General features: G+C 70.2%; 22 protein-coding genes and 1 pseudogene. 11 read left to right on the plus strand and 12 right to left on the minus strand.

Translation table 11 applies throughout. From position 1 onward, the window contains the following. Nucleotides 1–64 precede the first annotated feature (64 nt). Nucleotides 65–736: a response regulator gene (locus tag FED44_RS14585; RefSeq protein ID WP_111697271.1), complete on the minus strand. Its 672-nt coding sequence runs from the start codon at nt 734–736 to the stop codon at nt 65–67. Further along, nucleotides 733–2061: a sensor histidine kinase gene (locus tag FED44_RS14590; protein WP_244301934.1), complete on the minus strand. Its 1329-nt coding sequence runs from the start codon at nt 2059–2061 to the stop codon at nt 733–735. Before FED44_RS14590 ends, FED44_RS14585 begins: the two co-directional genes overlap by 4 nt. A 259-nt stretch (nt 2062–2320) precedes the next feature. Between FED44_RS14590 and FED44_RS14595 the strand changes: the two genes are divergently transcribed. The 6 genes from FED44_RS14595 (at nt 2321) to FED44_RS14620 (ending at nt 8281) form a co-directional block, all read left to right on the plus strand. Then, nucleotides 2321–3211: an ABC transporter ATP-binding protein gene (locus tag FED44_RS14595; RefSeq protein ID WP_138461011.1), complete on the plus strand. Its 891-nt coding sequence runs from the start codon at nt 2321–2323 to the stop codon at nt 3209–3211. Beyond that, nucleotides 3208–4281, plus strand: a complete 1074-nt coding sequence (locus FED44_RS14600) for an ABC transporter permease (protein WP_138461012.1) — start codon at nt 3208–3210, stop codon at nt 4279–4281. The genes FED44_RS14595 and FED44_RS14600 overlap by 4 nt, the downstream gene beginning before the upstream one ends. Then, a complete protein-coding gene (locus tag FED44_RS14605; RefSeq protein ID WP_138461013.1) occupies nt 4278–5690 on the plus strand; it encodes a S41 family peptidase in 1413 nt (470 codons plus the stop codon). The genes FED44_RS14600 and FED44_RS14605 overlap by 4 nt, the downstream gene beginning before the upstream one ends. 12 nt (nt 5691–5702) lie before the next feature. Then, on the plus strand, nt 5703–6857 hold the full coding sequence (locus tag FED44_RS14610; protein ID WP_138461014.1) for an alpha/beta hydrolase family protein: 1155 nt from the start codon (nt 5703–5705) through the stop codon (nt 6855–6857). A gap of 599 nt (nt 6858–7456) precedes the next feature. Then, nucleotides 7457–7885, plus strand: a complete 429-nt coding sequence (locus tag FED44_RS38445; RefSeq protein ID WP_138461015.1) for a helix-turn-helix domain-containing protein — start codon at nt 7457–7459, stop codon at nt 7883–7885. 51 nt (nt 7886–7936) lie between these two features. Next, nucleotides 7937–8281 carry a hypothetical protein gene (locus FED44_RS14620; protein ID WP_138461016.1) on the plus strand — a complete coding sequence of 115 codons (345 nt, stop codon included), beginning with the start codon at nt 7937–7939 and terminating at the stop codon, nt 8279–8281. Nucleotides 8282–8361: 80 nt separating this feature from the next. Here the strand turns inward: FED44_RS14620 and FED44_RS14625 are convergent, their stop codons facing one another. Next, nucleotides 8362–8529, minus strand: a complete 168-nt coding sequence (locus tag FED44_RS14625; protein ID WP_208759001.1) for a hypothetical protein — start codon at nt 8527–8529, stop codon at nt 8362–8364. A gap of 190 nt (nt 8530–8719) precedes the next feature. On the opposite strand from FED44_RS14625, the gene FED44_RS14630 reads away from it, so the two are divergent. Then, complete coding sequence (locus FED44_RS14630; RefSeq protein WP_167521473.1) at nt 8720–9946, plus strand: GDSL-type esterase/lipase family protein; 1227 nt, start codon at nt 8720–8722, stop codon at nt 9944–9946. Between the two features lie 437 nt (nt 9947–10383). After that, nucleotides 10384–10722: a VOC family protein gene (locus FED44_RS14635; RefSeq protein WP_244301935.1), complete on the plus strand. Its 339-nt coding sequence runs from the start codon at nt 10384–10386 to the stop codon at nt 10720–10722. Nucleotides 10723–10834: 112 nt separating this feature from the next. Here FED44_RS14635 and FED44_RS38450 read toward each other — a convergent pair whose 3' ends face one another. Next, nucleotides 10835–11107, minus strand: coding sequence for a transposase (locus tag FED44_RS38450; RefSeq protein WP_208759003.1), 273 nt, complete (start codon nt 11105–11107; stop codon nt 10835–10837). Nucleotides 11108–11156: 49 nt separating this feature from the next. Then, nucleotides 11157–11288, minus strand: a pseudogene (locus tag FED44_RS38455) (IS5/IS1182 family transposase); the annotation flags it as partial. A 362-nt stretch (nt 11289–11650) separates the two neighbouring features. Here FED44_RS38455 and FED44_RS14645 point away from each other — a divergent pair. Both FED44_RS14645 and FED44_RS14650 read left to right on the plus strand, forming a co-directional pair. Beyond that, nucleotides 11651–12124: an aegerolysin family protein gene (locus tag FED44_RS14645; protein WP_111700956.1), complete on the plus strand. Its 474-nt coding sequence runs from the start codon at nt 11651–11653 to the stop codon at nt 12122–12124. Between the two features lie 192 nt (nt 12125–12316). After that, complete coding sequence (locus FED44_RS14650; RefSeq protein ID WP_138461019.1) at nt 12317–13426, plus strand: hypothetical protein; 1110 nt, start codon at nt 12317–12319, stop codon at nt 13424–13426. A 217-nt stretch (nt 13427–13643) separates the two neighbouring features. Here FED44_RS14650 and FED44_RS14655 read toward each other — a convergent pair whose 3' ends face one another. Beyond that, entirely contained in the window at nt 13644–14561 is a 918-nt protein-coding gene (locus tag FED44_RS14655) for a carbohydrate kinase family protein (protein WP_244301936.1), read from the minus strand. A 703-nt stretch (nt 14562–15264) separates the two neighbouring features. On the opposite strand from FED44_RS14655, the gene FED44_RS14660 reads away from it, so the two are divergent. Beyond that, nucleotides 15265–15537: a helix-turn-helix domain-containing protein gene (locus FED44_RS14660; RefSeq protein ID WP_187406052.1), complete on the plus strand. Its 273-nt coding sequence runs from the start codon at nt 15265–15267 to the stop codon at nt 15535–15537. A gap of 107 nt (nt 15538–15644) precedes the next feature. Here FED44_RS14660 and FED44_RS14665 read toward each other — a convergent pair whose 3' ends face one another. The 6 genes from FED44_RS14665 to FED44_RS14695 all read right to left on the minus strand — a co-directional run bounded on the left by FED44_RS14665 (nt 15645) and on the right by FED44_RS14695 (nt 22092). Next, nucleotides 15645–15851, minus strand: a complete 207-nt coding sequence (locus tag FED44_RS14665) for a cold-shock protein (protein ID WP_061253952.1) — start codon at nt 15849–15851, stop codon at nt 15645–15647. A gap of 296 nt (nt 15852–16147) precedes the next feature. Beyond that, a complete protein-coding gene (locus FED44_RS14670; RefSeq protein WP_111701044.1) occupies nt 16148–17170 on the minus strand; it encodes a LacI family DNA-binding transcriptional regulator in 1023 nt (340 codons plus the stop codon). 10 nt (nt 17171–17180) lie between these two features. After that, the gene (locus tag FED44_RS14675; RefSeq protein ID WP_138461021.1) at nt 17181–18809 is read right to left on the minus strand and encodes a glycoside hydrolase family 13 protein; all 1629 of its coding nucleotides are present in this window, start codon (nt 18807–18809) and stop codon (nt 17181–17183) included. 26 nt (nt 18810–18835) lie between these two features. Beyond that, nucleotides 18836–19822, minus strand: coding sequence for a sugar ABC transporter permease (locus tag FED44_RS14680; protein WP_244301937.1), 987 nt, complete (start codon nt 19820–19822; stop codon nt 18836–18838). Next, nucleotides 19819–20781 carry a carbohydrate ABC transporter permease gene (locus FED44_RS14690; protein WP_138461023.1) on the minus strand — a complete coding sequence of 321 codons (963 nt, stop codon included), beginning with the start codon at nt 20779–20781 and terminating at the stop codon, nt 19819–19821. The genes FED44_RS14680 and FED44_RS14690 overlap by 4 nt, the downstream gene beginning before the upstream one ends. Nucleotides 20782–20784: 3 nt before the next feature. Next, a complete protein-coding gene (locus tag FED44_RS14695) occupies nt 20785–22092 on the minus strand; it encodes an extracellular solute-binding protein (RefSeq protein ID WP_138461024.1) in 1308 nt (435 codons plus the stop codon). Nucleotides 22093–22274 lie beyond the last annotated feature (182 nt).

Raw genomic sequence — 22274 nt, forward strand, 5'->3', positions numbered from 1 at the left:
CCACGACCCGTCCACACGCGCCGCCTGCCATGGACCCGCTGTGGTTGTCCGGGTGAAGTTCTGATCAGCCGGCGCCGCCCGGAGAGACCAGGCCGGTCTCGTAGGCGACCACCACCGCCTGGACACGGTCGCGCAGGCCGAGCTTGGACAGGATGCGCGCGACGTGCGTCTTCACCGTGGCCACGCTGAGGGAGAGCCGGTCGGCGAGTTCGGCGTTGCTCAGTCCGGTGGCCAGCAGGCGGAGCACGTCCAGCTCGCGGGGGGTCAGCTCGGACAGGTCGCGGTGGAGGGCGGGCCGGCCGTTGTCGCGACGGGCGAAACGTTCGACCAGGCGGCGGGTGATGGTGGGCGCGAGCAGGGCGTCGCCGGCGCGCACCAGGCGTACGGCGGCCACCAGGTGTTCGGGTTCGACGTCCTTGAGCAGGAATCCGCTCGCGCCCGCGGCGAGCGCGGCGTACACGTAGTGGTCGAGGTCGTAGGTGGTCAGGATCAGCACGCGGGTGTCCTCGGCGCCGCCCGTCAGAATTCGCCGGGTGGCTTCGAGGCCGTCCATCTGCGGCATCCGGATGTCCATGAGCACGACGTCGGGTCTGGTACGGCGGACGGCGGCGACGGCTTCGTCCCCGTTGGCGGCCTCGGCCACCACGTCGATGCCGTCGGCGGTGAGGATCATGCGAAATCCCGTGCGTACCAGCGCCTGGTCGTCGGCGATGACGGCGCGCAAGGCCTCGGTCACGCGGTCCTCCACGGGAGACGGGCCTTGATCCGGAATCCGCCCTCGGCCGTCGGCCCGGCGTCCAGGGTGCCGCCGTAGACGGCGAGCCGCTCGCGCAACCCGAGCAGCCCCCTGCCGCCGCCGCTCCGTGCTCCGCCTGCCGGGGGTCCGGCGCTGCCGTTCCCGCCGGTGTCGGTCACCTCGATCTCCAGCCAGTCGCCGTCATGACCGATCGTGACGGAGGCGGTGGCCCCGGCGGCGTGCTTGATCGTGTTGGTGAGGGCTTCCTGCACGACACGGTACGCGGCGAGGTCGATCCCCGGAGGCAGCGGCCCGGGCGCCGACAGCGCGACGCGTACGGGCACCCCGGCGGCACGGACCCGTTCCGCCAGGGCGTCGAGCTGGCCGAGCCCGGGTTGCGGCGCGAGCCCGTCACCAGGCCCGTCGAGGCGTTCGCCACCCGGCCCGGCGAGCAGGCCCATGACATGGCGCAGCTCGGACATGGCCGCCCGGCCGCCGGACTCGATCGCGAGCAGGGCCTGTTTCGACAGTTCCGGCTCCGCGTCCATCACCTTGCGGGCCGCGCCGGCCTGGATCACCATCACGCTGACATTGTGGGTCACCACGTCGTGCAGCTCGGCGGCGATCCGGGACCGCTCCTCCGCGACAGCCCTGCGCATGGCCTCCGCCTGCTCCTGCCGCACCTCGGCGAGCCGGTCACGGCCGGCTCTGAGCTGCCACCGCCAGAAGCGGACGATGTTCGCGAGCACGCCGACGCCCAGCAGGGCGAAGAACGGCCCCACCCAGCCCGGCAGCGCGGGCGCGATGTCGGCGAACCCGGCACCCGCGAGCCCGGCCGCGAGCACGAGCCCACCCATCGCCAGGAACCGGTGACGGCTGTACACGATGGCGCTGTACGCGGCGAAAGCGCAGGTCAGTACGGTGACCCAGGTCGCGTCCTCGTGCGTGGCCCGCGCCGCCGCCAGTACCACCAAGAACACGAGGGTCGGGTAGCGCCGCCGCGCCGCCAGCGGCAACGCCGTCAGCGCCACAAGGAACGCGGACGGCCCGGAGGACTGGGCAAGCGGGCCGCCGGGGGGCAGGATCATCGGGCCGGACCGGAGCTGCAGGTAATCGACCACCTCGGGCCGGTGCGAGACGGAGCCCATCGCCGACACGGTCACCGCGATGACCGTCAGGACGATCGCCACCACCACATCGGCGGCGAGCGCCCTGCGAGACGGCCTCGGTGGTCCGTCGTCACGCCGCACCGGGTAGTCCTGGTTCAGCCGGTCGTACAGGTCGAGCACCTGCCGCCACCACGGCCGTCGTTCACCGGTTTCCACCAGCGCATTGTCACGCCCGCCCTGATCGCCTCGCATCAGCCGTGGTGACGGGACTTCACGGTCTTCGGGCGTACATCTCAGGGATGACCTCGCGGCCCGTCGTTCCCAGGCAGTACGTGATCTCGGTACCGCGGCCGACGCGCACCGGCATGAGCCTTGCCTACTTTCGTCTCCGGCGCCACACCGTCGTGGAGCCGCGGCCTCGACGATCGAGGCGCTTCTCAAGACCACCCTTCCGCCTCTGTTCAGGAGACATGGTGTGACCTCCGTCCTGCAGGCCCAGGCGCTGGGCAAGAAGTACGGCAGCCGCTGGGCGCTGCGCGAGTGCACCGTCGACATCCCGGCGGGCCACGTCGTCGGGCTGGTCGGCCCCAACGGAGCCGGCAAGTCCACCCTGCTGAAGCTGGCCGGCGGGCAGCTCGAGCCGACCGCGGGCGCGATCGCCGTGCTCGGCGGCCGGCCGGGAAGCACGCCCGCGCAGCTGGCCAAGGTCGGGTTCGTCGCCCAGGACACCCCGGTCTACGCGAGCCTGACCGTCGCCGAACATCTGCGGCTGGGAGCGCGGCTCAACCCACGCTGGGACGACGGCATGGCGCGCGAACGCGTCGCGCGGCTCGGCCTCGTCCCCACCCATCGGGCGGGCAGGCTGTCCGGCGGCCAGCGCGCCCAGCTCGCCCTCACCCTGGGCCTGGCCAAGCGGCCCGACCTGCTGATCCTGGACGAGCCCGCGGCCGCCCTCGACCCGCTGGCCCGTCACGAGTTCCTGCAGGTGCTGACGGAGGCCGCCGCCGAGCACAAGCTGAGCGTGGTGCTCTCCTCCCACCTGGTCTCCGACCTTGAACGGGTCTGCGACTACCTGGTCGTGCTCGCCGACTCCCGCGTCCAGCTCGCCGGAAGGACCGACCGACTGGTGGCCGCCCATCACCGGCTCACCGGCCCACGCAGCGATCCCGGCAAGCTGCCCGCCGGCCAGTACGTGGTCTCCGCCCGGCACACCGACCGGCAGAGCACGTTCGTGGTCCGTGCCGGTGCCCCGATGCACGATCCCGCCTGGACGGTCAGCCGGATCGGCCTGGAAGACCTCGTCCTGGCCTACATGGACCGGCACACCGCCGAGCACCGGCGGGTCGCCCGGGAGGTGCAGGGATGATCTGGCTGACCTGGCGCCAGTTCCGCGGCTCGGCCGCGATGACAGCCGCCGTACTCGCCGTCCTCGGTATCGCCCTGGCCGTGACCGGCCCGGGTCTGTCCTCCCGCTACGCCGCCGGAATCGCCGACTGCACCCCGAACGACACCTGCGCCGACTTCTTCGACCGGTTCTTCGGCGAGTACCAGATCCCCTTCCTGGCCCTCACCCTCGTCGTGCTGATCCTGCCCGCGCTGGCCGGGCTCTTCTGGGGTGCCCCACTGGTCACCCGTGAGCTGGAGGCGGGCACGCACCTGCTGGTGTGGAACCAGAGCATCACCCGCGCCCGCTGGCTGGCCGTCAAGCTCGGGCTCACCGGCCTGGTCGCCGTGGCCGCCGCCGGGTTGTGCGGTCTCGCGGTCACCTGGTGGTCCGACCCGCTGGACAGGTCGGCCGTACCGGAAATGGCGCGCATGGCTCCCCTGGTGTTCGGCGCCCGCGGTATCACCCCGGTGGGGTACGCGGCTTTCGCCTTCGTCCTGGGCGTGACCCTGGGCGTGCTGGTGCGCCGCACCCTGCCCGCCATGGCCCTCACATTGATCGCTTTCGCCCTGATCCAGCTCGCCATGCCGCTGCTGGTCCGGCCCCACCTGATACCCCCGGTCACGTCGACGTTCGAGCTCGGCCGGACCAACGTGGAAGGCACCGTGCCGCCCGGCCGGCAGGGCGGAGCCATGCAGATCTTCCTGAGCACGTCGGCCGTGCCCGGCCACGCGGGGGCCTGGGTCCTGTCCAGCGACCTGGTCGATCCGTCCGGACGCGTCGTCGGCGGCGGTGGGGCCTCGGGGCCGTCCTCGACGATCGCGCGGTCCGTCCCGGTCTCCACGACGTCGGGACCCTGCGCACCCACGGGGGGACTGGGCTCCGACACGTGCACAGCCGAGATCAACCGGCTCGGCTACCGGCAGCAGGCGACCTACCAGCCGCTGGAGCGCTTCTGGCCGTTGCAGTGGATCGAGACCGGGATCTATGCCCTGCTCACCCTCGCTCTCGCCTGGCTCTGCTTCCGGCGGATACGCAGAGGCCTGTCATGACCGCCGTCAGGGTCGCGGCCGCAGGGCTCGCCCTCCTCCTGGCGGCGGCTTGCACGGCGCCGCCGCCGCGCGGCGAGACCGGCACGGCGGCCGGTACGGTCTGCGCGCCGCCCAAGGGCGCCCCCGGCAAGGAGACCGCCACCACGATCGAGGTCGTCGAGCAGGCCTACTTCTGCATCCTCGGCAACTACCACAGCGGCGCCACACCGGACGCCCGCTCCCTGCTCACCGCCGGATTCACCGCCTTGACCCAGGAGCTCAACCGCAACGGCCGCGACCTGCCCGACGCAGTTATGCCGACGCTGACCGGCGACCTGAAAGCCGACTGGGCCGCCTTCGAAACCGCCTACCGGAAGATCACCGGCCAGGTGCCCGACCTGCGCGACAAGCTCGCCGTAGCCGCCCTCGAAGCCATCGTGGCCGCCCTCGACGACGAGCACGCCTCCTGGGCCCACGACGTCGGGCAACCACCGGACTACTACGACGGCGACGGCTACGGCCTGGGTCTCGAAGCGAACGTGAACGCGTCGCAGGCGGACGGCGGCCTCGCCGCCGCCGTACCGCCGCTGTTCGTCACCACCGTGCAGGGCGGCGCGGCGCAGGCCGCCGGGCTGCGCCCGGGCGACGTCATCGAATCGATCAACGGATCGGCGCCCTTCATCGATGGAAAGGCCACCCGCGCGATCGCCGCCCTCTACCCGCGCTACCCGCAGACGCGCCCGGTCGAGCTGAGCCTCCTGCGGCAGAGCACCGGCCGCCGCCGGAGCGTGACGCTCCAGCCCGGCCTGTTCCAGCGGGACCTGGCCGACCTGCAGGTGGTGCGGTCGAAGCCGCTGGACGACATCGCCTACGTACGGGTGACCGGCTTCCTGCCCGACGCCGCGGACCGGATCCTGCGGGCGATCTTCCGGCTGCGCAGGGGGCGGACCCTGTCCGGCGTCGTGCTGGACCTGCGCGGCAACAGCAGCGGCAGCGCCACGGAAGCGACCCGGCTGCTGAGCGCGTTCGCCCACGGCAAGGTCACCGCCTATCACTGCACCGCCGGCGACACCTGCCAGAGCCTGCGGACCGACGACACCGTCGAGCTGCTGCGCCTGCCGCTGGTGGTGCTCACCGACCGCGGCTGCGCCTCGGCGTGCGAGCACTTCGCCTCCGCGGTCAAGGATCTGCGGGCCGGTCGGCTGGTCGGCACCAGAACCGCCGGCATGGTCTCCGGGCCGGCGCAGCCGTACCTGCTCACCAACAACACGATCTTGAACCTTCCCGCCGAACACCACCTGGGTCCGAACCGCGAGGTCGTCGACCGGATCGGCGTGCCGCCCGACGACTACGTGCCGCTGACCCCCGAAGACGCGGCCGCCGGGCGCGACCCCGCGTTGGCCGAGGCCCTGACCCTGCTGCACCGGTGAATGGACCTCCCGATGAGACGTCTCCTGGCCGCCGCCGCAGGGCTGGCCCTCCTCGCCGGGTCCGCCTGCTCCGCACCCACCCCGCCCAGAGCCGATGCCGTGTCACCCACGCCGGCCGGCCCCGCCACCCTGCCCGCCCCCACCGGCCCTCACCCCGTCGGCAGCACCGCCCTCTATCTCAAGGACACCTCCCGCCCCGACCCCTGGAACCTCGACGCCGAAGCCCGGGAGCTCAAGGTCACCCTGTGGTACCCGGCCAAGCAGCGTGACGGGCAGCGCGCGCCGTACATGACGCCCAAGGAATCCGAACTCCTCCTGAGAGGCACCCAGATCACGAGCGCGCCGTACGACACGCTGAGCAGGACCCGGACGAACTCCATCAAGGACGCCGAACCCGCAGGGAGGTCGCTTCCGCTGGTGGTGCTGTCCCCCGGCTTCACCAAGCCGATGAGCACCCTCACCTCACTGGCCGAGGACCTGGCCAGCCGCGGGTACGTCGTGGCCGGCGTCGACCACACCTACGAGAGCTACGCCACGACCCTCCCCGGCGGGCGGGTGGCCGAGTGTCTCGCCTGCGACAGCAACTCCGATCCCGGCTTCGGCGCGGGACTGGTCCAGGGACGGGCCGCCGACGTCTCGTTCGTGCTGGACCAGTTGCCCTCGAAGTGGGAGGGTTCCGGCCGGATCGACCGCTCCCGCATCGCCATGGTCGGGCAGTCGATCGGCGGGTCCAGCGCCATGGCGACCATGCTCGAAGACCCCCGCGTACGGGCCGGAATCGACATGGACGGCACCACCTACGCCCGGATCCCCAAGAGCGGCTTCTCCCGGCCGTTCATGTTCCTGGGCTCGGCGCAGCACGTCTCCGGAGGCCCCGCCCCCACGTGGGACCGCGACTGGAAGCTGCTCACCGGATGGAAACGCTGGATCGTACTCTCGGGGGCCGAACACCAGTCCTTCACCGACACCCCGTTGCTGTCCGACGCCCTCGGCATCAAGCCCCTCCCCGGCGTGCTGCCCGCGGCACGCGCCGCCGAGCTCACCCGCACCTACGTGGCGGCCTTCCTCGACCAGCACCTGAAGGCCAGGCGGCAGCCCCTCCTGGACCAGCCGTCCTCGCGCTACCCCGAGGCCAAGTTCTGCCCCGAAACCTGTGCTCCATCCTGAGGCCCGGCGGCTCGGCGCGGCGAGACACTCCGGGATCGGGCGGTCCCGGCGCCCAAGCACCTGCGGCAGGCCCGGCGCGACGATTCCGACCGGCTGGATGACCTGATCGGACCCTGGTGGGATAAGGCGTCGGCGGTGATGCCTTCGTGTCCGCCCTGATCTCTTTCGGGATGGTCGGCACGGGCTCGACCGGATGAAGGCGAAGCCGAGCCGTCGAAACGGGCTGCGCGCGGTCACCATTGCCGCGGTTCTCGATCTCGGGTGGGTCGCCGCTGGGCGCTGTCGCCCTCGTCGCCGCACTGTGCGGCGAGGGCCCGCTCATACTGACCGTTCTGCCCGGGGCCGCAGAGTGTGAACTGGAGCTACACGCTGAGCGTCACGCGGTGCCAGGCGCCGACGCGACGAAGCCACGGCACGATGCTGCCCGGCAAAAAGAAGACCGGCCGCTCCCGCATCACCGGTCCCCCCATGCTGTCCACACTGCGCCGGCTGGTTGGAGAAACGGCGCCTCGGTCACTGAGGTACTCCGCCCACTACGGAACTTAAAGGGGTCTTGTCGGTGAGCTGACGAGGGCGGATGTGGTCTGTATGACCGGGGTGTGCGGTATGCCCAAGGCGGCGGCTTCACCCCCCAGGAGCAGCGGCGCCGCGAGGAGGTACGGCTGCGAGCAGCCGAGATGTTCGAGCAGGGGGTCACGAACGCGGCGGTAGCCAAGACGTTGCGGGTCACCCAGAGGTCGGTGGAGCGGTGGCGGCGCGCCTGGCGCGAAGGCGGCACGGCGGCGCTGGCCTCAGCAGGCCCGCACGTAATCTCGCCCCCGCCCGCCCGGCCGCTGGGCTCAGGCTTCGCGCAAGGACGGAATCGCCTTACCGGGGGCGGCCGGGCAGTACTCCAGCACCTTGGGCGGCAGTGCCTTGCGGATCGGGAGGGGACCGCCGATGGTGGGTCGCGGTGCGGGCGCGGCGACGTATGCCGTCGCCGTCCCGTCCCCCGCGGGCAAGGCACGCGCTCGACATCCAACACTTAGTGTGACCTAATGATTACACACAGTGTTGTCGCTGTTTGGGGAAGAGGATCCATGCGTCTGCGCTCTGCCGTGGCCGCCGCCAGCGGCGCCCTCATGCTGGTTCTGGCGGTTCCCGGCTCCGCATCGGCCGCCACAGGCCAGTTCCGTTACTCCTACAAGACCGCCGACGGGTACGAGGCCGTTGGCTTCTTCAACAACCCCGAGAGCGGGAGATGTATCGACATCCAGGGGGCCGGCTCTGACGGCACGTCGGCCGCCTACGCGCCGAAGAACCTGACCGACTCAACGGCCACGGTCTTCCTCGAGGCCGGCTGCATGGGAGATGTCTTCTACAGCCTGCGCCCCGGCGCAGGTGCTTCAGAGCGCCTGCTGGTGCGCTCCGTCGTCTTCTCCTGAAGCGCGGATCGGGCGCCCTGGCCATGACGACCCCCGCGGAGCGGCTGGTGTGGCCGTTCCGGTCCGCACCGACAGGCTGGTCAGCCCTCGACCGACGCCGCGGTGGCGTCGTGCTCGCGGAGCATGCGCAAGACGGTAGCCGGGGACGGGTGCCGGCCCTTCCTCTTGCCCTTGGTGATGACAAGCCGTCTGGCGATGTCACGCAGGCTGAGGTTCTGCTCGCGCAGGTGAAGGGCCATGGAGAGCATGGCGTCGTCGGTGACGGCGGAGCCGCCGATGGTCTTGCCGCGGCCGCGCGCGGACTCGTGGCCTTCCAGCGTGCGGTCACGGATGTACTCGCGTTCCCCCGAACACCGAGGTCAGGCACACGTTTCCGTTCTTCCACACCCCGAAGGCCGGCTCAGAAGGCGTCTCCCACGCACCGTGAAAGGAACAGCAGTGAGCGCTACCGTCCCGCAGCACCCCCGCAGCGTTCCCGCCGCCCCCCGCCGCCCCCGCCACGTGCGCCGTGCCGGGCGTGCCGGTCGGGTTCTGGCAATCCTGGCGCTGACCGCCACGGCCCTGGCCGTTCCCGCACCCGCCCAGGCCCAGGCAGCCGAGCAGGTGGCGGTGTCCTTGGGGGACAGCTTCATCTCCGGCGAGGCAGGCCGGTGGTGGGGCAACAGTACGGTGTCCGCCGCTGCGGGCTGCACCCGCGGCGGAACCGACCGGGCCGCTTATCGCAAGCTGTTGATCTGTTACTACGACCCCCGGCGGGTGTATGACGGCACGGCCGTGCACGGAGAGGGCACCGGATGTCACCGCTCCGACGTGGCAGAGATCACCGGGCTGGGCCAGGCCGGGCTCACCCCGGTCAACCTGGCCTGTTCAGGGGCGGAGACCCAGCACGTCATCGACGAGGCGTTCAAGGAGAACACCGCCTCCCAAGCCGAGCTGCTTGCGCAGGTTGCCGCCACCCAGCTGGTCAAGGTGGTCGTGCTGTCGATCGGCGGCAACGACCTGAACTTGTCCGGGATGCTGCGCCGCTGCGCCGCGATGTACATGGCGGGCGACAGGCGCTCCTGCGCCTCAACGGGCGAGGGCGATCGGTTTCTCGCTGCGCTACCGGCGGTGGAGCAGCAGGTGACCCTGGCGGTTCAGAAGATCCGCCGAGTGATGAGCCAGGCGTCGGCCCATTTCGCCGGATACCGGCTGATCCTGCAGTCCTATCCCTCTCCGGTGCCCTCCTCGGCCCGGGTGCGCTACGGCGAGGGCGGCGGCGGCAAGGCCACCAAGCGTACGCTCGTGGGCGGCTGCCCGCTGTGGGACGCCGACTTCGACCTGATGCACGACACCCTCGCACCCGCGATCGACGCCATGCTGCGACGGGTCGCCACCGCGACCGGTGCGGAGTTCCTGAGCATGCTGAGCGCCGTAGAGGGCCACGCGTTGTGCGAGCAGGGCACAAGCCAAGCCGGCCCGCTGGACGACGCCGCCGGACTCGGCGACACGATGGAATGGGTACGGTACGGCACCGCCGGCGCGAAGATCAGCCAGGGACACCAGCAGGAGGCCATGCACCCCAACGCGTTCGGCCAGCAGGCGCTCGGCCGCTGCCTGCTGGCCCTCTACCGCGACCCCGGCACCCAGCCCTGCAACGCGGGCATGCCCAGGAGTCAGACCTGATCCATTGCACAGCCCGCACATAGTCCTCGACGGCACCATCATCGAACTCACCCGGCGGCCAGCGCTGCACGCGCCTCCATCCCAGGGGCCGTGCGCCTTACCGGGGGCGGTCGCGTCACCGGCCTCGAGCGGGCCCAACGCGTGGGCGACTCTTCAACGTACACGTCTTCGTACTACGCGCTTTGTTGGTGCGTCTGGCGAACGTCGGCGTTCCTGCCGGGCGCACCGCAACGAGAACAGCCCCCGCACCTAGGGCGCGTATCGAAAGCGCCGGTCACAATCACCCGTTGCTCTGAGGCAGGGGTAAACCGCTACTTCAGCGGAGGATGTGGCGGGTACGGTGTGGCTGTGGCCGGTGATCGCGTGCAGCGGCGGCTTACGGAGACAGGCGCGCGGACACGAAGGAGCGAATGGTGCCAGGCGCTGTACTGCGAGGGGTGACTTTGGACTGTGCCGACCCGCAGGTGCTGGCGGGCTTCTACGGTGCACTGACCGGGATGCGCGAGCTCTTCAGTACGGACGAGTTCGTCGCTCTGACGGACGACTCCGGCTGTGATCTGGGATTCCAGAGGGTTGACGGATACCGGGCTCCGCAGTGGCCGGGTCAGGACGTGCCACAACAGTTCCACCTGGATTTCCGCGCTGACGACCTCGATGCGATGGAAGAGCTGGCGCTGGAACTCGGCGCGGCCAAACCGGCCCATCAACCCGGCGACGGACGCTGGCGGGTACTCCTGGATCCGGCTGGCCACCCCTTCTGCCTGACGTCTACCTGACATCCCCGGCGTTGACAGGTATCCCCCGTCAGACGCCGTAGCGCTCAGGCGTGGTCGGGCGGTTCATCAGCTGCTGGCCGCCTCGGAGAGCGCATGGCGTCGGCTGTGCTGGTCACAGCCACTCGTTTATGGCCGCGACAAGGATGGTCGCCTCGTAGCGGACCGCGAGCTTGTCGTACCTCGTGGCCACAGCCCGGTGCCTCTTGAGGCGGTTGATGCCGCACTCGACCGCGTGCCGAGCCTTGTAGTCCTGCGGGTCGAACTTCGGCGGACGGCCGCCGTGGGAGCCGCGTTTCTTGCGGTTGCGGGCCTGGTCGGCCTTGTCCGGGATGGTGCAGCGGATCCCGCGCCGCCGCAGGTAAGCGCGGTTCTTTCCGGGAGGCATACGCCTTGTCGGCGCGCACGCGATCCGGCCGGGTGCGCGGCCTGCCCGGCCCAAGACGCGGGACACGGACCTTGTTCAGAACAGGCTCGAACTGCGGCGAATCGCCTCGCTGCCCGGCCGTGATCACGATGGACATGGGCTTCTGGCCCTGTTCGACAGCCAGGTGCAGCTTGGTCGTCAGGCCGCCGCGCGAGCGCCCGAGCCCGTGGTCGTCCGGCTCGACGGTGACGCCGCCAGGCGGCTCCTTTGCGTCAGCCCGGGCCTGGAGCGCGGTGAAGAAGGGTCACGACGCGAAGGTCGATGCCTTCGTGCACGAACTCCGTGCGGTGGCGGTGCCGTCTCCTGGTAAGGGCATGGTGGCGGATCGGTCGTTGCCCGGAGGAGGACAGGTGAATACGATGAGTCATGAGTCGATTACCTAGCGTAGGGATTGCTGGGGAATCCGCAGCCGGCCCCGCCCGGGAGAGGACAGACGATTTCGGTCTGCCTTGTCTTTGCGCGACGTCCGGTCAAAGGCATCTCGTCTCAGGAGAGGAGCATTCGATGACCCGTTGGGTTCACCTGGCCGCCGTAGCGGTGCTGGGAGCCGGGCTTGCGGCGGTTCCTGGCGCCGCACAAGCCGCGCCGGCCCACGACCCGATGGCACAACAGCAGAGCGCGGCGCGCAGCGTCGCCGTCACGTTCAACAACACCACCAAGTGTGTGCTGACGCTGCGCGACAAGGAGCTCAACCACGGAATCTGGGTGACACACCCCGCGCGGACGATTCAGCCCGGCACCAGCGACAACTTCGAGACCGAGTCCGACGGAGTCATGACCGGCACCGAGGCCGCGGTGAGCTACCTGGCCAGCAACTGCACCCAGTCAGGCAAGCGGATCCGCTTCCACTGGGACAACCCCTACACGGGACGCAACAGCTACGACTGGGACCAGACCGACCAGGTCTTCGACACCGACTACACCGGTGGTAACGGCAACAACGCCTCCGTGACCGCAACGGTCTCGGCACCCGACTGATCCGCCGGCCTACCGGCTCTCACCCAGACAGATCACCGACCTGGTCCTGCAGCGGCGATCCCCCGCGGCCTGTTCTGGAGCCTCCTACCGGCCAGGTCAGGCCGCCGGGGACGGACCGCGCCCTCACAGGCGCCGGTCCGGGTCGCGGCAAGGCCAGCCTCCCTGTGATCCTTCATTCCCAAGGAGCGCGCTGTGACGACAGCCGACCAGACCTACGACGCCTCCCAAACCTCCGGCGCCACGCTCAAGCCGGGCGGCATCTATCTGATCAAGCAGGCCGACGGGAATAACGTGCGGGTGTACCGGCCCGAGCTGCCCAAGTGCCTACTCGACCTGGCCGCCAAGCCCGAGCCCGCCAACTACTTCCACCTGATGCCGATCAACAGCGCACGCACCACCTACTGGATCGTCAACGCCAACCGGGGCGAGCTGGTGATGCCTGAGAACCTCAGCAGCGCCGCGGACACGAACCTTGTGATCGAGACCTCCGGCCAGCAGCGAGCCTGGGCGGCCAACACTCTCACCCACTGGGGCATCGTCGGCAACGGCGTCGACTACGAGATCACCAACGCCAGCACCAGCCTGTACGCCCGCCGCAAGAAGGCAGGCGACCCGCCGCTGCTCGTCGGGGACGACGATGAAACCCTGGCCCGGTTCACCCTCCAAAGGGTCAACCACCTGGCCAAGGTCGAGAACTTGGCGCACATCGACACCGACCCGTCCCAGATCGGTGACGTGGACCGGCTCAAGGGCTTCCAGCAGCCCAAGATACGCACCGACGAGATCCTCATCGGCCAGGCCGCCATCCCCTACCTGGCGATCAACGAGCCCGGCAAGGACACCACCTGGCAGGCCAAGCACAGCCCGTACTACATCGTGCGGCGCTACGGCTACTGGCAGCAGGTGCTTTACCACGAGCACGCCGGCAACAGCACCTACACCAAGACCGAAGAGGCCTACATCGGGCTGACCACTCGCAACGAGCAGGTGGTCGAGGAGACCACCGACATCCGCGTCGGCCTCGACCTCTCGTTCTCCTACAAGGGATTCTCCACCGCGGTCAGCTCCTCCTACGAACACGAGCTGAAGGTCACCACCACCTCCCAGGAAATCAAGGAACAGTGGAAGAAGGTAACCGTCAGCCGGGAATTCAAAAATGACGGGAAGCGTGTCGCCCTTTGCGTCTGGTACCGCGGAGATCATTACACCGTCCACCGGATCGATTCGGCCGAAACCTTGATCGCCGACTGGCGCACCCTCACCGAGACCGGCCATATCGACGACGGATGGCCAAAGAACTGACCCATCCCGGCCTCTGACAGCACCGCGGAACCGAGCAGCACCGCCGCGCCGGCCTGCCGGCGCACCGCCGGGTCCGCGGCCGCGCGGGCCAGCGCAGCCGCCGCCGGAAAACGGCGGCGGCGAGACATCGCCCGCAGCCGTGGCGGGGGTGACACGGAGCGGCGACGCGTCTCCTATATGTACAGCAGTGCGCCCCCGGACGCCGAGCAGCGCGTTCTCAGGCGCTGAGCAGTGCGTCCAGGCCGATCGGGTCCTCGTGGGTGCCCGGCACCGTGCACGCGTGCGCCCCCGCCACGGCGCCCAGTCGTACGCACTCCTCCAGGGGCCGGCCGTCCAGGCGGCCGTACAGGAAGCCCGAGACGAACGCGTCGCCGGCGCCGTTGGTGTCGGCCACCGGCGCCGGGAGCGGCAGGGCCGGGAAGTGCCGCAGGCTGCCCGCGGCCAGCACGTGGCAGCCCGCCGCGCCGTCGGTGCAGACGACCAGCGACGCGCGGCCCGGCTCCGCGATCGACCGCATGACCCTCTCGCGCCGATCGCCGAGCCTGGCTGCGGACAGGAAGACGATGTCGGAGGAGAGGGCGAAGTCGCGGTGGTGCTCGGCCTCCCCGTCCCAGTCGTGCAGGTCGGTCGAGGTCGTCGTGCCTGCGGGGACGTCGGCGTACACGTGCCGGGAGAAGTCCGTGATGGACAGGTGGACGTGCCGCGCCGCGCGGAGCGCGGGCAGGTAGAGGTCCCGGGGCAGCCGCTCCCCGGCCACCGCCCGGGGGTCGAACAGCGAGGTGCGCCGCCCGTCGGGGCCGACGAGCAGCACGCTGCGCCGGGTGCCCGCCGCCGTGACCGCATGGCGGAAGTCCACGCCCCGGGCGGCGAGGTGGGCGCGGATCAGCGCGCCCTGCGGGTCGTCGCCGATCAGGTCGACGAGCGTCACCCGCAGGCCGAGCGCGCGGCAGCCGAGCGCCACCCCGGCGCCGGTGTTGCCGATCCGGTCCACGACGGGCGGCACGGTGTAGGTGTCGGCGTACGGCAGAGGCAGCTCGGGCACGTAGACGGTGGTGTCGACGCCGGCGCCTCCGACGACGAGGACGTCGAGCGGGCGGTCGGCGACGACGCGGTCGTCGGCGTCATCAGGGGTCACGTCGGCTCCGGACGGTCGCGGCGCGGAATCAGGGCGGTACGACGCTGCCAGATCACCGAGGTCGACGAAAGACTGCCTCGCCCGGCGCCGAAAATCTGTGTTCGCCGCAGTAGACATTTGGGCCCGCTGGGGCTAGTGTTTCTCGCATCGTAAGGAACGGTTGGACCGGGCAGCGGAAGTATCTGCATCACGACGAACTGCCCGGAGCACGACGAAGTCGGAAGTCGATGGCAGAAGGCCGGGTGTGACGGGCTGGTGCAGTGGTTGAGGCCCTGATCGTCGGCGCGCTGCCGCAGGTGAAGCCGGACAATGGTCCGGGAAGAAGAGATGAAGGGAGTGCTGACGCCATCAGGATCGCCCGTTGCCGGCTGAGTCTCGCCGCTCGGGTACCGCAGTTCCACAGGAAGCAGGTGGTCTACGGTCACGCATCCGCGATCCCCGCATCGCCGCCGCTCAGTACGGCGGACGCGGAAAACAGTTGGCCGGCCGGACATGGCCGGTAGATGGTGTTGAACTCTTCGGGGCCCCGGCACGACAGGTGCCGGGGCCCCCTGACGCGTGATGAAAGGAACGTATGGTTCAACCTCGTTCGGCTGCCGAGGGTGCCACACACGCTCACGGCGGCATTGCGGACTCGGCCGGGTCCGGGGCCGGACCCAGGGCCGAAGACCGGTTCGACGATGAGGACTACCCCGCCTACAGCATGGGCGCGGCCGCGGAGATGCTCGGTGTCAGCCCCGCGTTCCTGCGGGCTCTGGGCGCCGCGAAACTGATCGAGCCGAAACGCTCCAGCGGCGGCCATCGCCGCTACTCCCGCTACCAGTTGCGGCTGGCCGCGCGCGCCCGGGAACTCGTCGATCAGGGCACTCCTGTGGAAGCCGCCTGCCGGATCATCATCTTGGAAGACCAGCTCGCCGAAGCGCTGCGCGTCAACGACGCGCGCGACCGCCCGCCCGGAGAAGCCACGCGGCCGTGATCGGCGTTTCGTGCCGCCGATTCTCATCGCGGCGGCCATGCGGAGCCGGAAACGAATCAGGGCTCGCACCCGTGAAGGTGCGAGCCCTGATACGTGACGCCGCTTTGTCAGGCGGCGACGATGTTCTCGGCCTGAGGGCCCTTCTGGCCCTGGGTGACGTCAAAGGCCACCTTCTGGCCCTCGCGCAGCTCGCGGTAGCCGCCCTGAGAGACGATGTTGGAGTAGTGCGCGAAGACGTCGGCGCCGCCGCCGTCCTGCTCGATGAAGCCGAAGCCCTTTTCCGCGTTGAACCACTTGACGGTGCCGGAAGCCATGTCGATCTCCTCTTGATAGGTGTGGCCGGAATCCGCGTCGTCACGAATTCCGCGTTGCCGCGATAGGCCCACACCCGGAGTAGACCGGGCAAACAAAAATGCACCTGAGGCTACATACCGTCAGGTGCACACAAGTTCATCATGGGTACCACAACTGCAACTACGTCTAACTTAGCACACGTGAGGCGCGATACGCATACCGCGCCGCCGTCCGCCCGGACAGATCGCGTTCCGCGCCGCACCCCCGCACCCCGCTCGCCTTCGGAAAGACGCCCCAGGGGGGCGGGAGCACGGCGTCAGCGGTTGACGAGAGGGCCGGAGCTGGTGGAACCGCGGACGACGAGTTCCGGTTGGTAGACGAGCTCGACGTGCTTGCCGGGGGTGCCGCCGATCTCCTCCAGCAGCGTCTGCACCGCGGCCGCGGCCATGGCGCCGATCGGCTTGCGCACGGTCGTCAGCGGCGGGTCGGTGAACGCCATCAGCGGCGAGTCGTCGAACCCGACGACCGACACGTCCCCCGGCACCGACAGCCCGCGCTCGCGGGCGGCGCGGATGGCGCCGAGGGCCATCAGGTCGCTGGCGCAGAAGATGCCGGTGCAGCCCCGCTCGATCAGCGCGCCCGCCGCGGCCTGCCCGCCCTCGACCGAGAACAGCGAGTGCTGCACGAGGTTCTCGACGTCGCTCAGGCCGAGCAGCTGGGCCATCGCCTGGCGGAAGCCCTCGATCTTGCGGATCACCGGGACGAAGCGCCGCTGCCCCAGCGCGAGCCCGATCCGCTCGTGGCCGAGGTCCACCAGGTGCTGTACGGCGAGCCGGGCGGCGAGCCGGTCGTCCGGCGAGATGAACGGCGCCGGGATGGCGTCGCTGTACCCGTCGACCAGCACGATCGGCAGCCCGCGGTCGGTGAGCCGGGTGTAGCGGTCCATCCGGGCGGTCGTGTCGGCGTGCAGGCCGGAGACGAAGACGATGCCGGAGACGCCCCGGTCGAGGAGCATCTCGGTGAACTCGTCCTCGGGCGCGCCGCCGGGCTCCTGCGTGCACAGGATCGGCGTGTAGCCGTGCTGGATCAGCGACTTCTCCATCGCCTGGGCGAAGGCCGGGAAGATCGGGTTGCCGAGCTCGGGGATCACCAGGCCGACCAGGCCGTTGCTGCGCTGGCGCAGCCGCTGGGGCCGCTCGTAGCCCATGAGGTCGAGGGCGGTGAGCACGGCCTGGCGGGTGGCCGGGGCGACCCCCGCCTTGCCGTTGAGCACGCGGCTCACCGTCGCCTCGCTGACTCCGGCCTGAGCAGCGATGTCAGCGAGGCGCGTGTTGTGCATGGCCACCACTTTAGACATTGTCCCTGGTCCACCAGGTGGCGGAGTCGGGGGCCAGCCGGACCACGCCGCCGGAGGACTCCGGCCCGCTGCTGGCCAGCAGCGGCTCTCCGTACTCCGCGGCGCGGGCGTGCGGGATCTCCACCCATCCGGACGTCATGTTCAGGACGCAGGCGAACGTGTCGCCGCGCCGGAACGCGAGGGTGCCGGGCGGACTGTCGAGCCAGGTCAGCGTGCCGTCGCCCAGCTCCGGGCGCTCCCGCCTGAGGGCGAGGGCGGCCCGGTAGAGGCTGAGCATCGACGCGCCGTCCCTCACCTGGGCCTCCACCGACAGGTCACGCCAGCCGGCCGGCACCGGCAGCCAGCTCTCCGTGATGCCCGGCGGGCTGAACCCGTACGGCGGCTCGCCCGCGTCGGTCCACGGCAGCGGGACCCGGCAGCCGTCCCGGCCGCTGTCGGGGTCGCGCAGCCGCTGGGGGTCCTGGAGGTACCGCTCCGGCAGGTCGAGCACCTCGGGCAGTCCCAGTTCCTCCCCCTGGTAGACGTAGGCGGAGCCGGGCAGCGCGAGCATGAGCAGCGCCGCCGCGCGCGCCCTGCGCAGGCCTCGCTCGCCGCCGCCGTACCGGGTGACGTGCCGCTTGACGTCGTGGTTGGACAGCACCCAGGTCGGCGGCGCGCCCACCAGCGCCGACGTGCGCACCGACTCGTCGATGACCTCGCGGAAGCGCACGGCGTCCCACGGCGCCTTGAGGAAGTGGAAGTTGAACGCCTGGTGCAGTTCGTCCGGGCGGACGTAGTTGGCCAGCCGCTCGGGCGAGGGCGCCCACGCCTCCGCGACGCCGATCCGCTCTCCTTCATAGGAGTCGAGGATGCGGCGCCAGGCCCGGTGGATCTCGTGGACGCCGTCCTGGTCGAAGAACGGCACGACCTGGGCGCCGATCATCTCGGCCTGCCCGGCGGCGCCCACGTCGGGCAGGCCGGGGGCCTTGACCATCCCGTGCGCCACGTCGATCCGGAAGCCGTCCACCCCGAGGTCGAGCCAGAAGCGCAGCACGTCGGCGAACTCCTCGTGCACCTCCGGGTGCTCCCAGTTGAGGTCGGGCTGTTCGGGGGCGAACAGGTGGAGGTACCACTGCCCGTCCCCGACCCGGGTCCAGGCGGGCCCGCCGAAGATCGACTCCCAGTCGTTGGGCGGCAGTTCGCCGGCGACGCCCTTGCCCTCGCGGAAGATGTAGCGGGCCCGCTCGGGGCTGCCGGGCGCGGCCCGCAGCGCCGCCTCGAACCAGGGGTGCCGGTCGGAGGTGTGGTTGGGCACCACGTCCACGATGATCCGCAGTCCGAGCCCGTGGGCGTCCTCGATCAGCGCCCGCGCGTCGGCGAGCGAGCCGAAGATCGGGTCGACGTCCCGGTAGTCGGCCACGTCGTAGCCGAAGTCGGCCATCGGCGAGGGATAGAACGGCGTCAGCCAGATCGCGTCCACGCCGAGGTCGGACAGATAGCCCAGGCGGCTGCGTACGCCGAGCAGGTCGCCGACGCCGTCGCCGTTGCCGTCCGCGAAGCTGCGGACGTACACCTGGTAGATCACCGCGTCGCGCCACCACCGGGTGGTGACCACCGGCGGCGGGACGGCGAGTTCGGTCATGGGGATCCCCCGATTCTCATGTTGGGTCACGCCTTCGTCGCGCCGGCCGTCAGGCCGGTGACGAGGTGACGCTGGACGAGCAGGAAGACGGCGGCCGCCGGGATCGCGATCAGCACCGACGCGGCCGTGAGCAGGCCCCACTCCGCCTTGTGCTGGCCGACGAACTGGCTCAGCCCGACCGCGAGCGTGTACTTGTCGTCGCCCGTCATGAACGCGGTCGCGTACGCGACCTCCGCCCACGCGGTGAGGAACGAGTAGAACGCGGCCACCGCCAGGCCGGGCTTGGCCAGCGGCAGGATCAGCCGCCAGAACGTGCCGAAGGGGGTCAGGCCGTCCACCCGGCCCGCCTCGTCGATCGACACGGGGACCGTGTCGAAGTAGCCCTTCATCATCCACGCGCAGAACGGCACGGTGGAGGTGAGGTACGCGACGACCAGCGACGGGAACTGGTTGATCAGCCCGAGCCCGGCCATCAGGTTGTAGATCGGCACGATGAGGATCGCCACCGGGAACATCTGCGTGATGAGCAGCATCCACATCACCGACCGGAACCCGGGGAAGCGGAACCGGCTGACGGCGTAGCCGGTGGTGGCCGACAGCAGCACGCCGAGCGCGGCCGTGATGAGCGACACGATCACGGAGTTGGCGGCCCAGGTAAGGAACCTGGTCTCCCCCAGGACCTGGGCGTAGTTGGCGAGGGTGGGGTGGTCGACCGGCGCGACCGAGGCCGTCTCGATGACGCTCCTCGGCTTGAGCGAGGTCAGCACCAGCCACGCGACCGGGAACACCGACACGATGCTCGCCGCGATCAGCGTGAGGTGCAGGGCGGCCGACCTGGCCGGGGTGCGCCGGTCGCGGCTCCACGCTCCGGCGGGAGCGGGAGCGGGAGCGGGTGCCGGCGCGGGTGCCGGGGCGGCGGAAGCGGGGGCGGGCACCGGGCTCGGCTCAGGGCTCGGCACCGGGCTCGGCACCGGGCTCGGCTCAGGGGCGGGTGCGGGGGCGGCGGGGCTCACCACGCCTCCCCCTGCCGCCGCAGCGCGCGCTTGTAGACGGTGGCCAGGACGACGAGCAGCGCGAGGATCACCAGGCCCCAGGCGGCGGAGCCGGAGTAGTTCCTGATGCCCTCGAACGCCTGGCGGTAGGCGTACGTCACGAGGATCTCCGTGGATCCGCCCGGTCCTCCGCGGGTCAGCAGGAAGATGACCGGGAACTGGTTGAACGTCCAGATCGTGCCGAGCAGCACGACCGTGCTCGACACCGGGCGCAGGCCCGGAAGCGTGATGTGCCGGAACCGCTGCCATGGGCTGGCGCCGTCGACCTCGGCCGCCTCGTACAGTTCGCGCGGGATGGCCTGAAGACCGCCGAGCAGCGCGAGCATCATGAAGGGCACTCCGAGCCAGACGTTGCAGGCGATCACCGAGACCTTCGCCCAGAACGGGTCGTCGAGCCAGGCGATCCCGGCGAACCCGGCGGCCCGCAGCATGGCGTTGACCACACCGAACTCGCCGTTCAGCAGGTAGCGCCAGATGAACGCGGACACGAAGGCCGGCACCGCCCAGGGCAGCACGAGCAGCATCCGGTAGAGCGACCGCAGCCGCAGCGGGCGGTTGAGCAGCAGCGCGAGACCGAGGCCGATGCCCACGTGCAGGGCGACGCACACGACCGTCCACACGATCGTCCAGGCGAGCCGGCCGAGGAACTCGGGCGAGGTGAGGATGGCGGCGTAGTTCTTCAGGCCCACGAACTCGTACGTGGACGGGATGACGTTCATCCCGATCGTGCGGCCCATGTTGGCCTCGGTCGCGTCGGTCAGCGACAGGTACACGCCGCGTCCGAGGGGATAGCCGACCAGCACCAGCGTCACGATGACGACCGGCGCCGTCATCGCCCAGGCGTACCAGTGACGCGACAGGAGGCGCCGCGCCCCACTGCGGGGCGCGGCCCTTCTCGTCGCGACGACGTCAGCCGTCATCGCCTACAGGCTCCAGCCCTTGAGGATGCCCTGGTACGCGGTGGCGACGTCCTTGAGCATGGGCTCGGTGGTCGTCTGGCCGCCCGCGAGCTTCTGGTAGCCCTCGACCAGCGGCTGGAACAGCGAGGCGGCCTCGGGGATCCAGGGGCGCTCGACGGCCGACTCCATCGGCTTCTGCCACTGGGCGATCTTCGGGTTGGCCGTGGCCTCGGAGGCGCTGTAGGCGGGCTGGCGGGTCGGCAGCAGGCCGAGCTTGCCGGCGATCTTCGCCTGGCTCTCCGCGCTGTCCATGAACTGGACGAACAGGTAGGACGCGTCGAGGTTCTTCGAACCGGCGTAGACGGTGTAGTCGTGGCCGCCCAGCGGCGCGCCCGCCTTCGCCGAGCCGGCCGGGACCGGAGCGACGCCGAAGTTGTCCGGGTCGTCCTTGAACACCTTGCCACCGAGGTTGTCGGCGTTCGACCACGGGCCGTTGAAGATCATCGCGACCTTGCCGTCCTTGAACGCGGTCTCCGCGTTCGTGTAGCTGTCCTGCAGCGCGGGCTTGACGGCGGCGCCGGACGTGATCAGGTCCTCGACGATCTTCACACCCGCCACGCTCTGCGGGGACGAGATCGTGATCTTCTTGTTCGGTACGTCGACGAAGTCGCCGCCCTCGCCGTATATGAACGGGAGGAGGAAGTAGGCGTCCACGTTCAGGGCGAGCCCGCCCGCTCCGGTCTTCGACTTGACGTCGAGCGCCGCCTTCTTGAGGTCGGCCATCGTGGCCGGAGGCTCGTCGTAACCCGCCTTCTTCAGCAGTTCCTTGTTGTACAGCAGGCCGAGGGTGTCGGTCACCTGCGGCACGCCGTACGTCTTGCCGTTGTACTTGCCGCTCGCGGCCGGGACCGGCAGGAACTCCTCGGGCTTGTCGACGGCCGCGGTGCCGTCGAGCGGCGCGAGGTAGCCGAGGGAGGCGAACTCCGCGACCCAGCCGACGTCGGTGCGCAGGACGTCGGGGGCGCCCGACCCCGACTGCGCGGCCGTCTTGAACTTGTCCCGCGCGTCCGCGAACGGCACGTTGACGTACTCGACCTTGATCTTCGGGTACTTGGCCTCGAAGTCCTTGATGAGCTCCTGGAAGACCGGACCCTCGGTCGTGGCGTCCGAGGTGTCCCACCAGGTGACCGTGCCGGACACCTCGGCGGGAGCGGCGCTCCCGGCGGGCGCCGATCCGGCGCCGCCCGAGTCGCCGCCCGAGTCGCCGCCACAGGCCGTAACCGCCAAAGCCAGCGCCGCGGCGACCACCGCGGACGTGAGGGCTCGCCTCATCTGTGTCGCACTCCTTGGTCAGGGGATTTGACCGGAAGGTAACAGGGGGCCACCGGTGATGAAAGGCCTTACAGAAAGTTTCAGCAATTTCGTTACCTTTGACCCCTCCCGGAGTGCGTCAGGGAGGTCACGGCATAACCCTGACACGCGGCTTTAGCAAGGGGAAAGTTTGGAGTAACGGC

The sequence above is a fragment of the Microbispora triticiradicis genome, from assembly GCF_005864065.1.
Classification (GTDB): domain Bacteria; phylum Actinomycetota; class Actinomycetes; order Streptosporangiales; family Streptosporangiaceae; genus Microbispora; species Microbispora triticiradicis.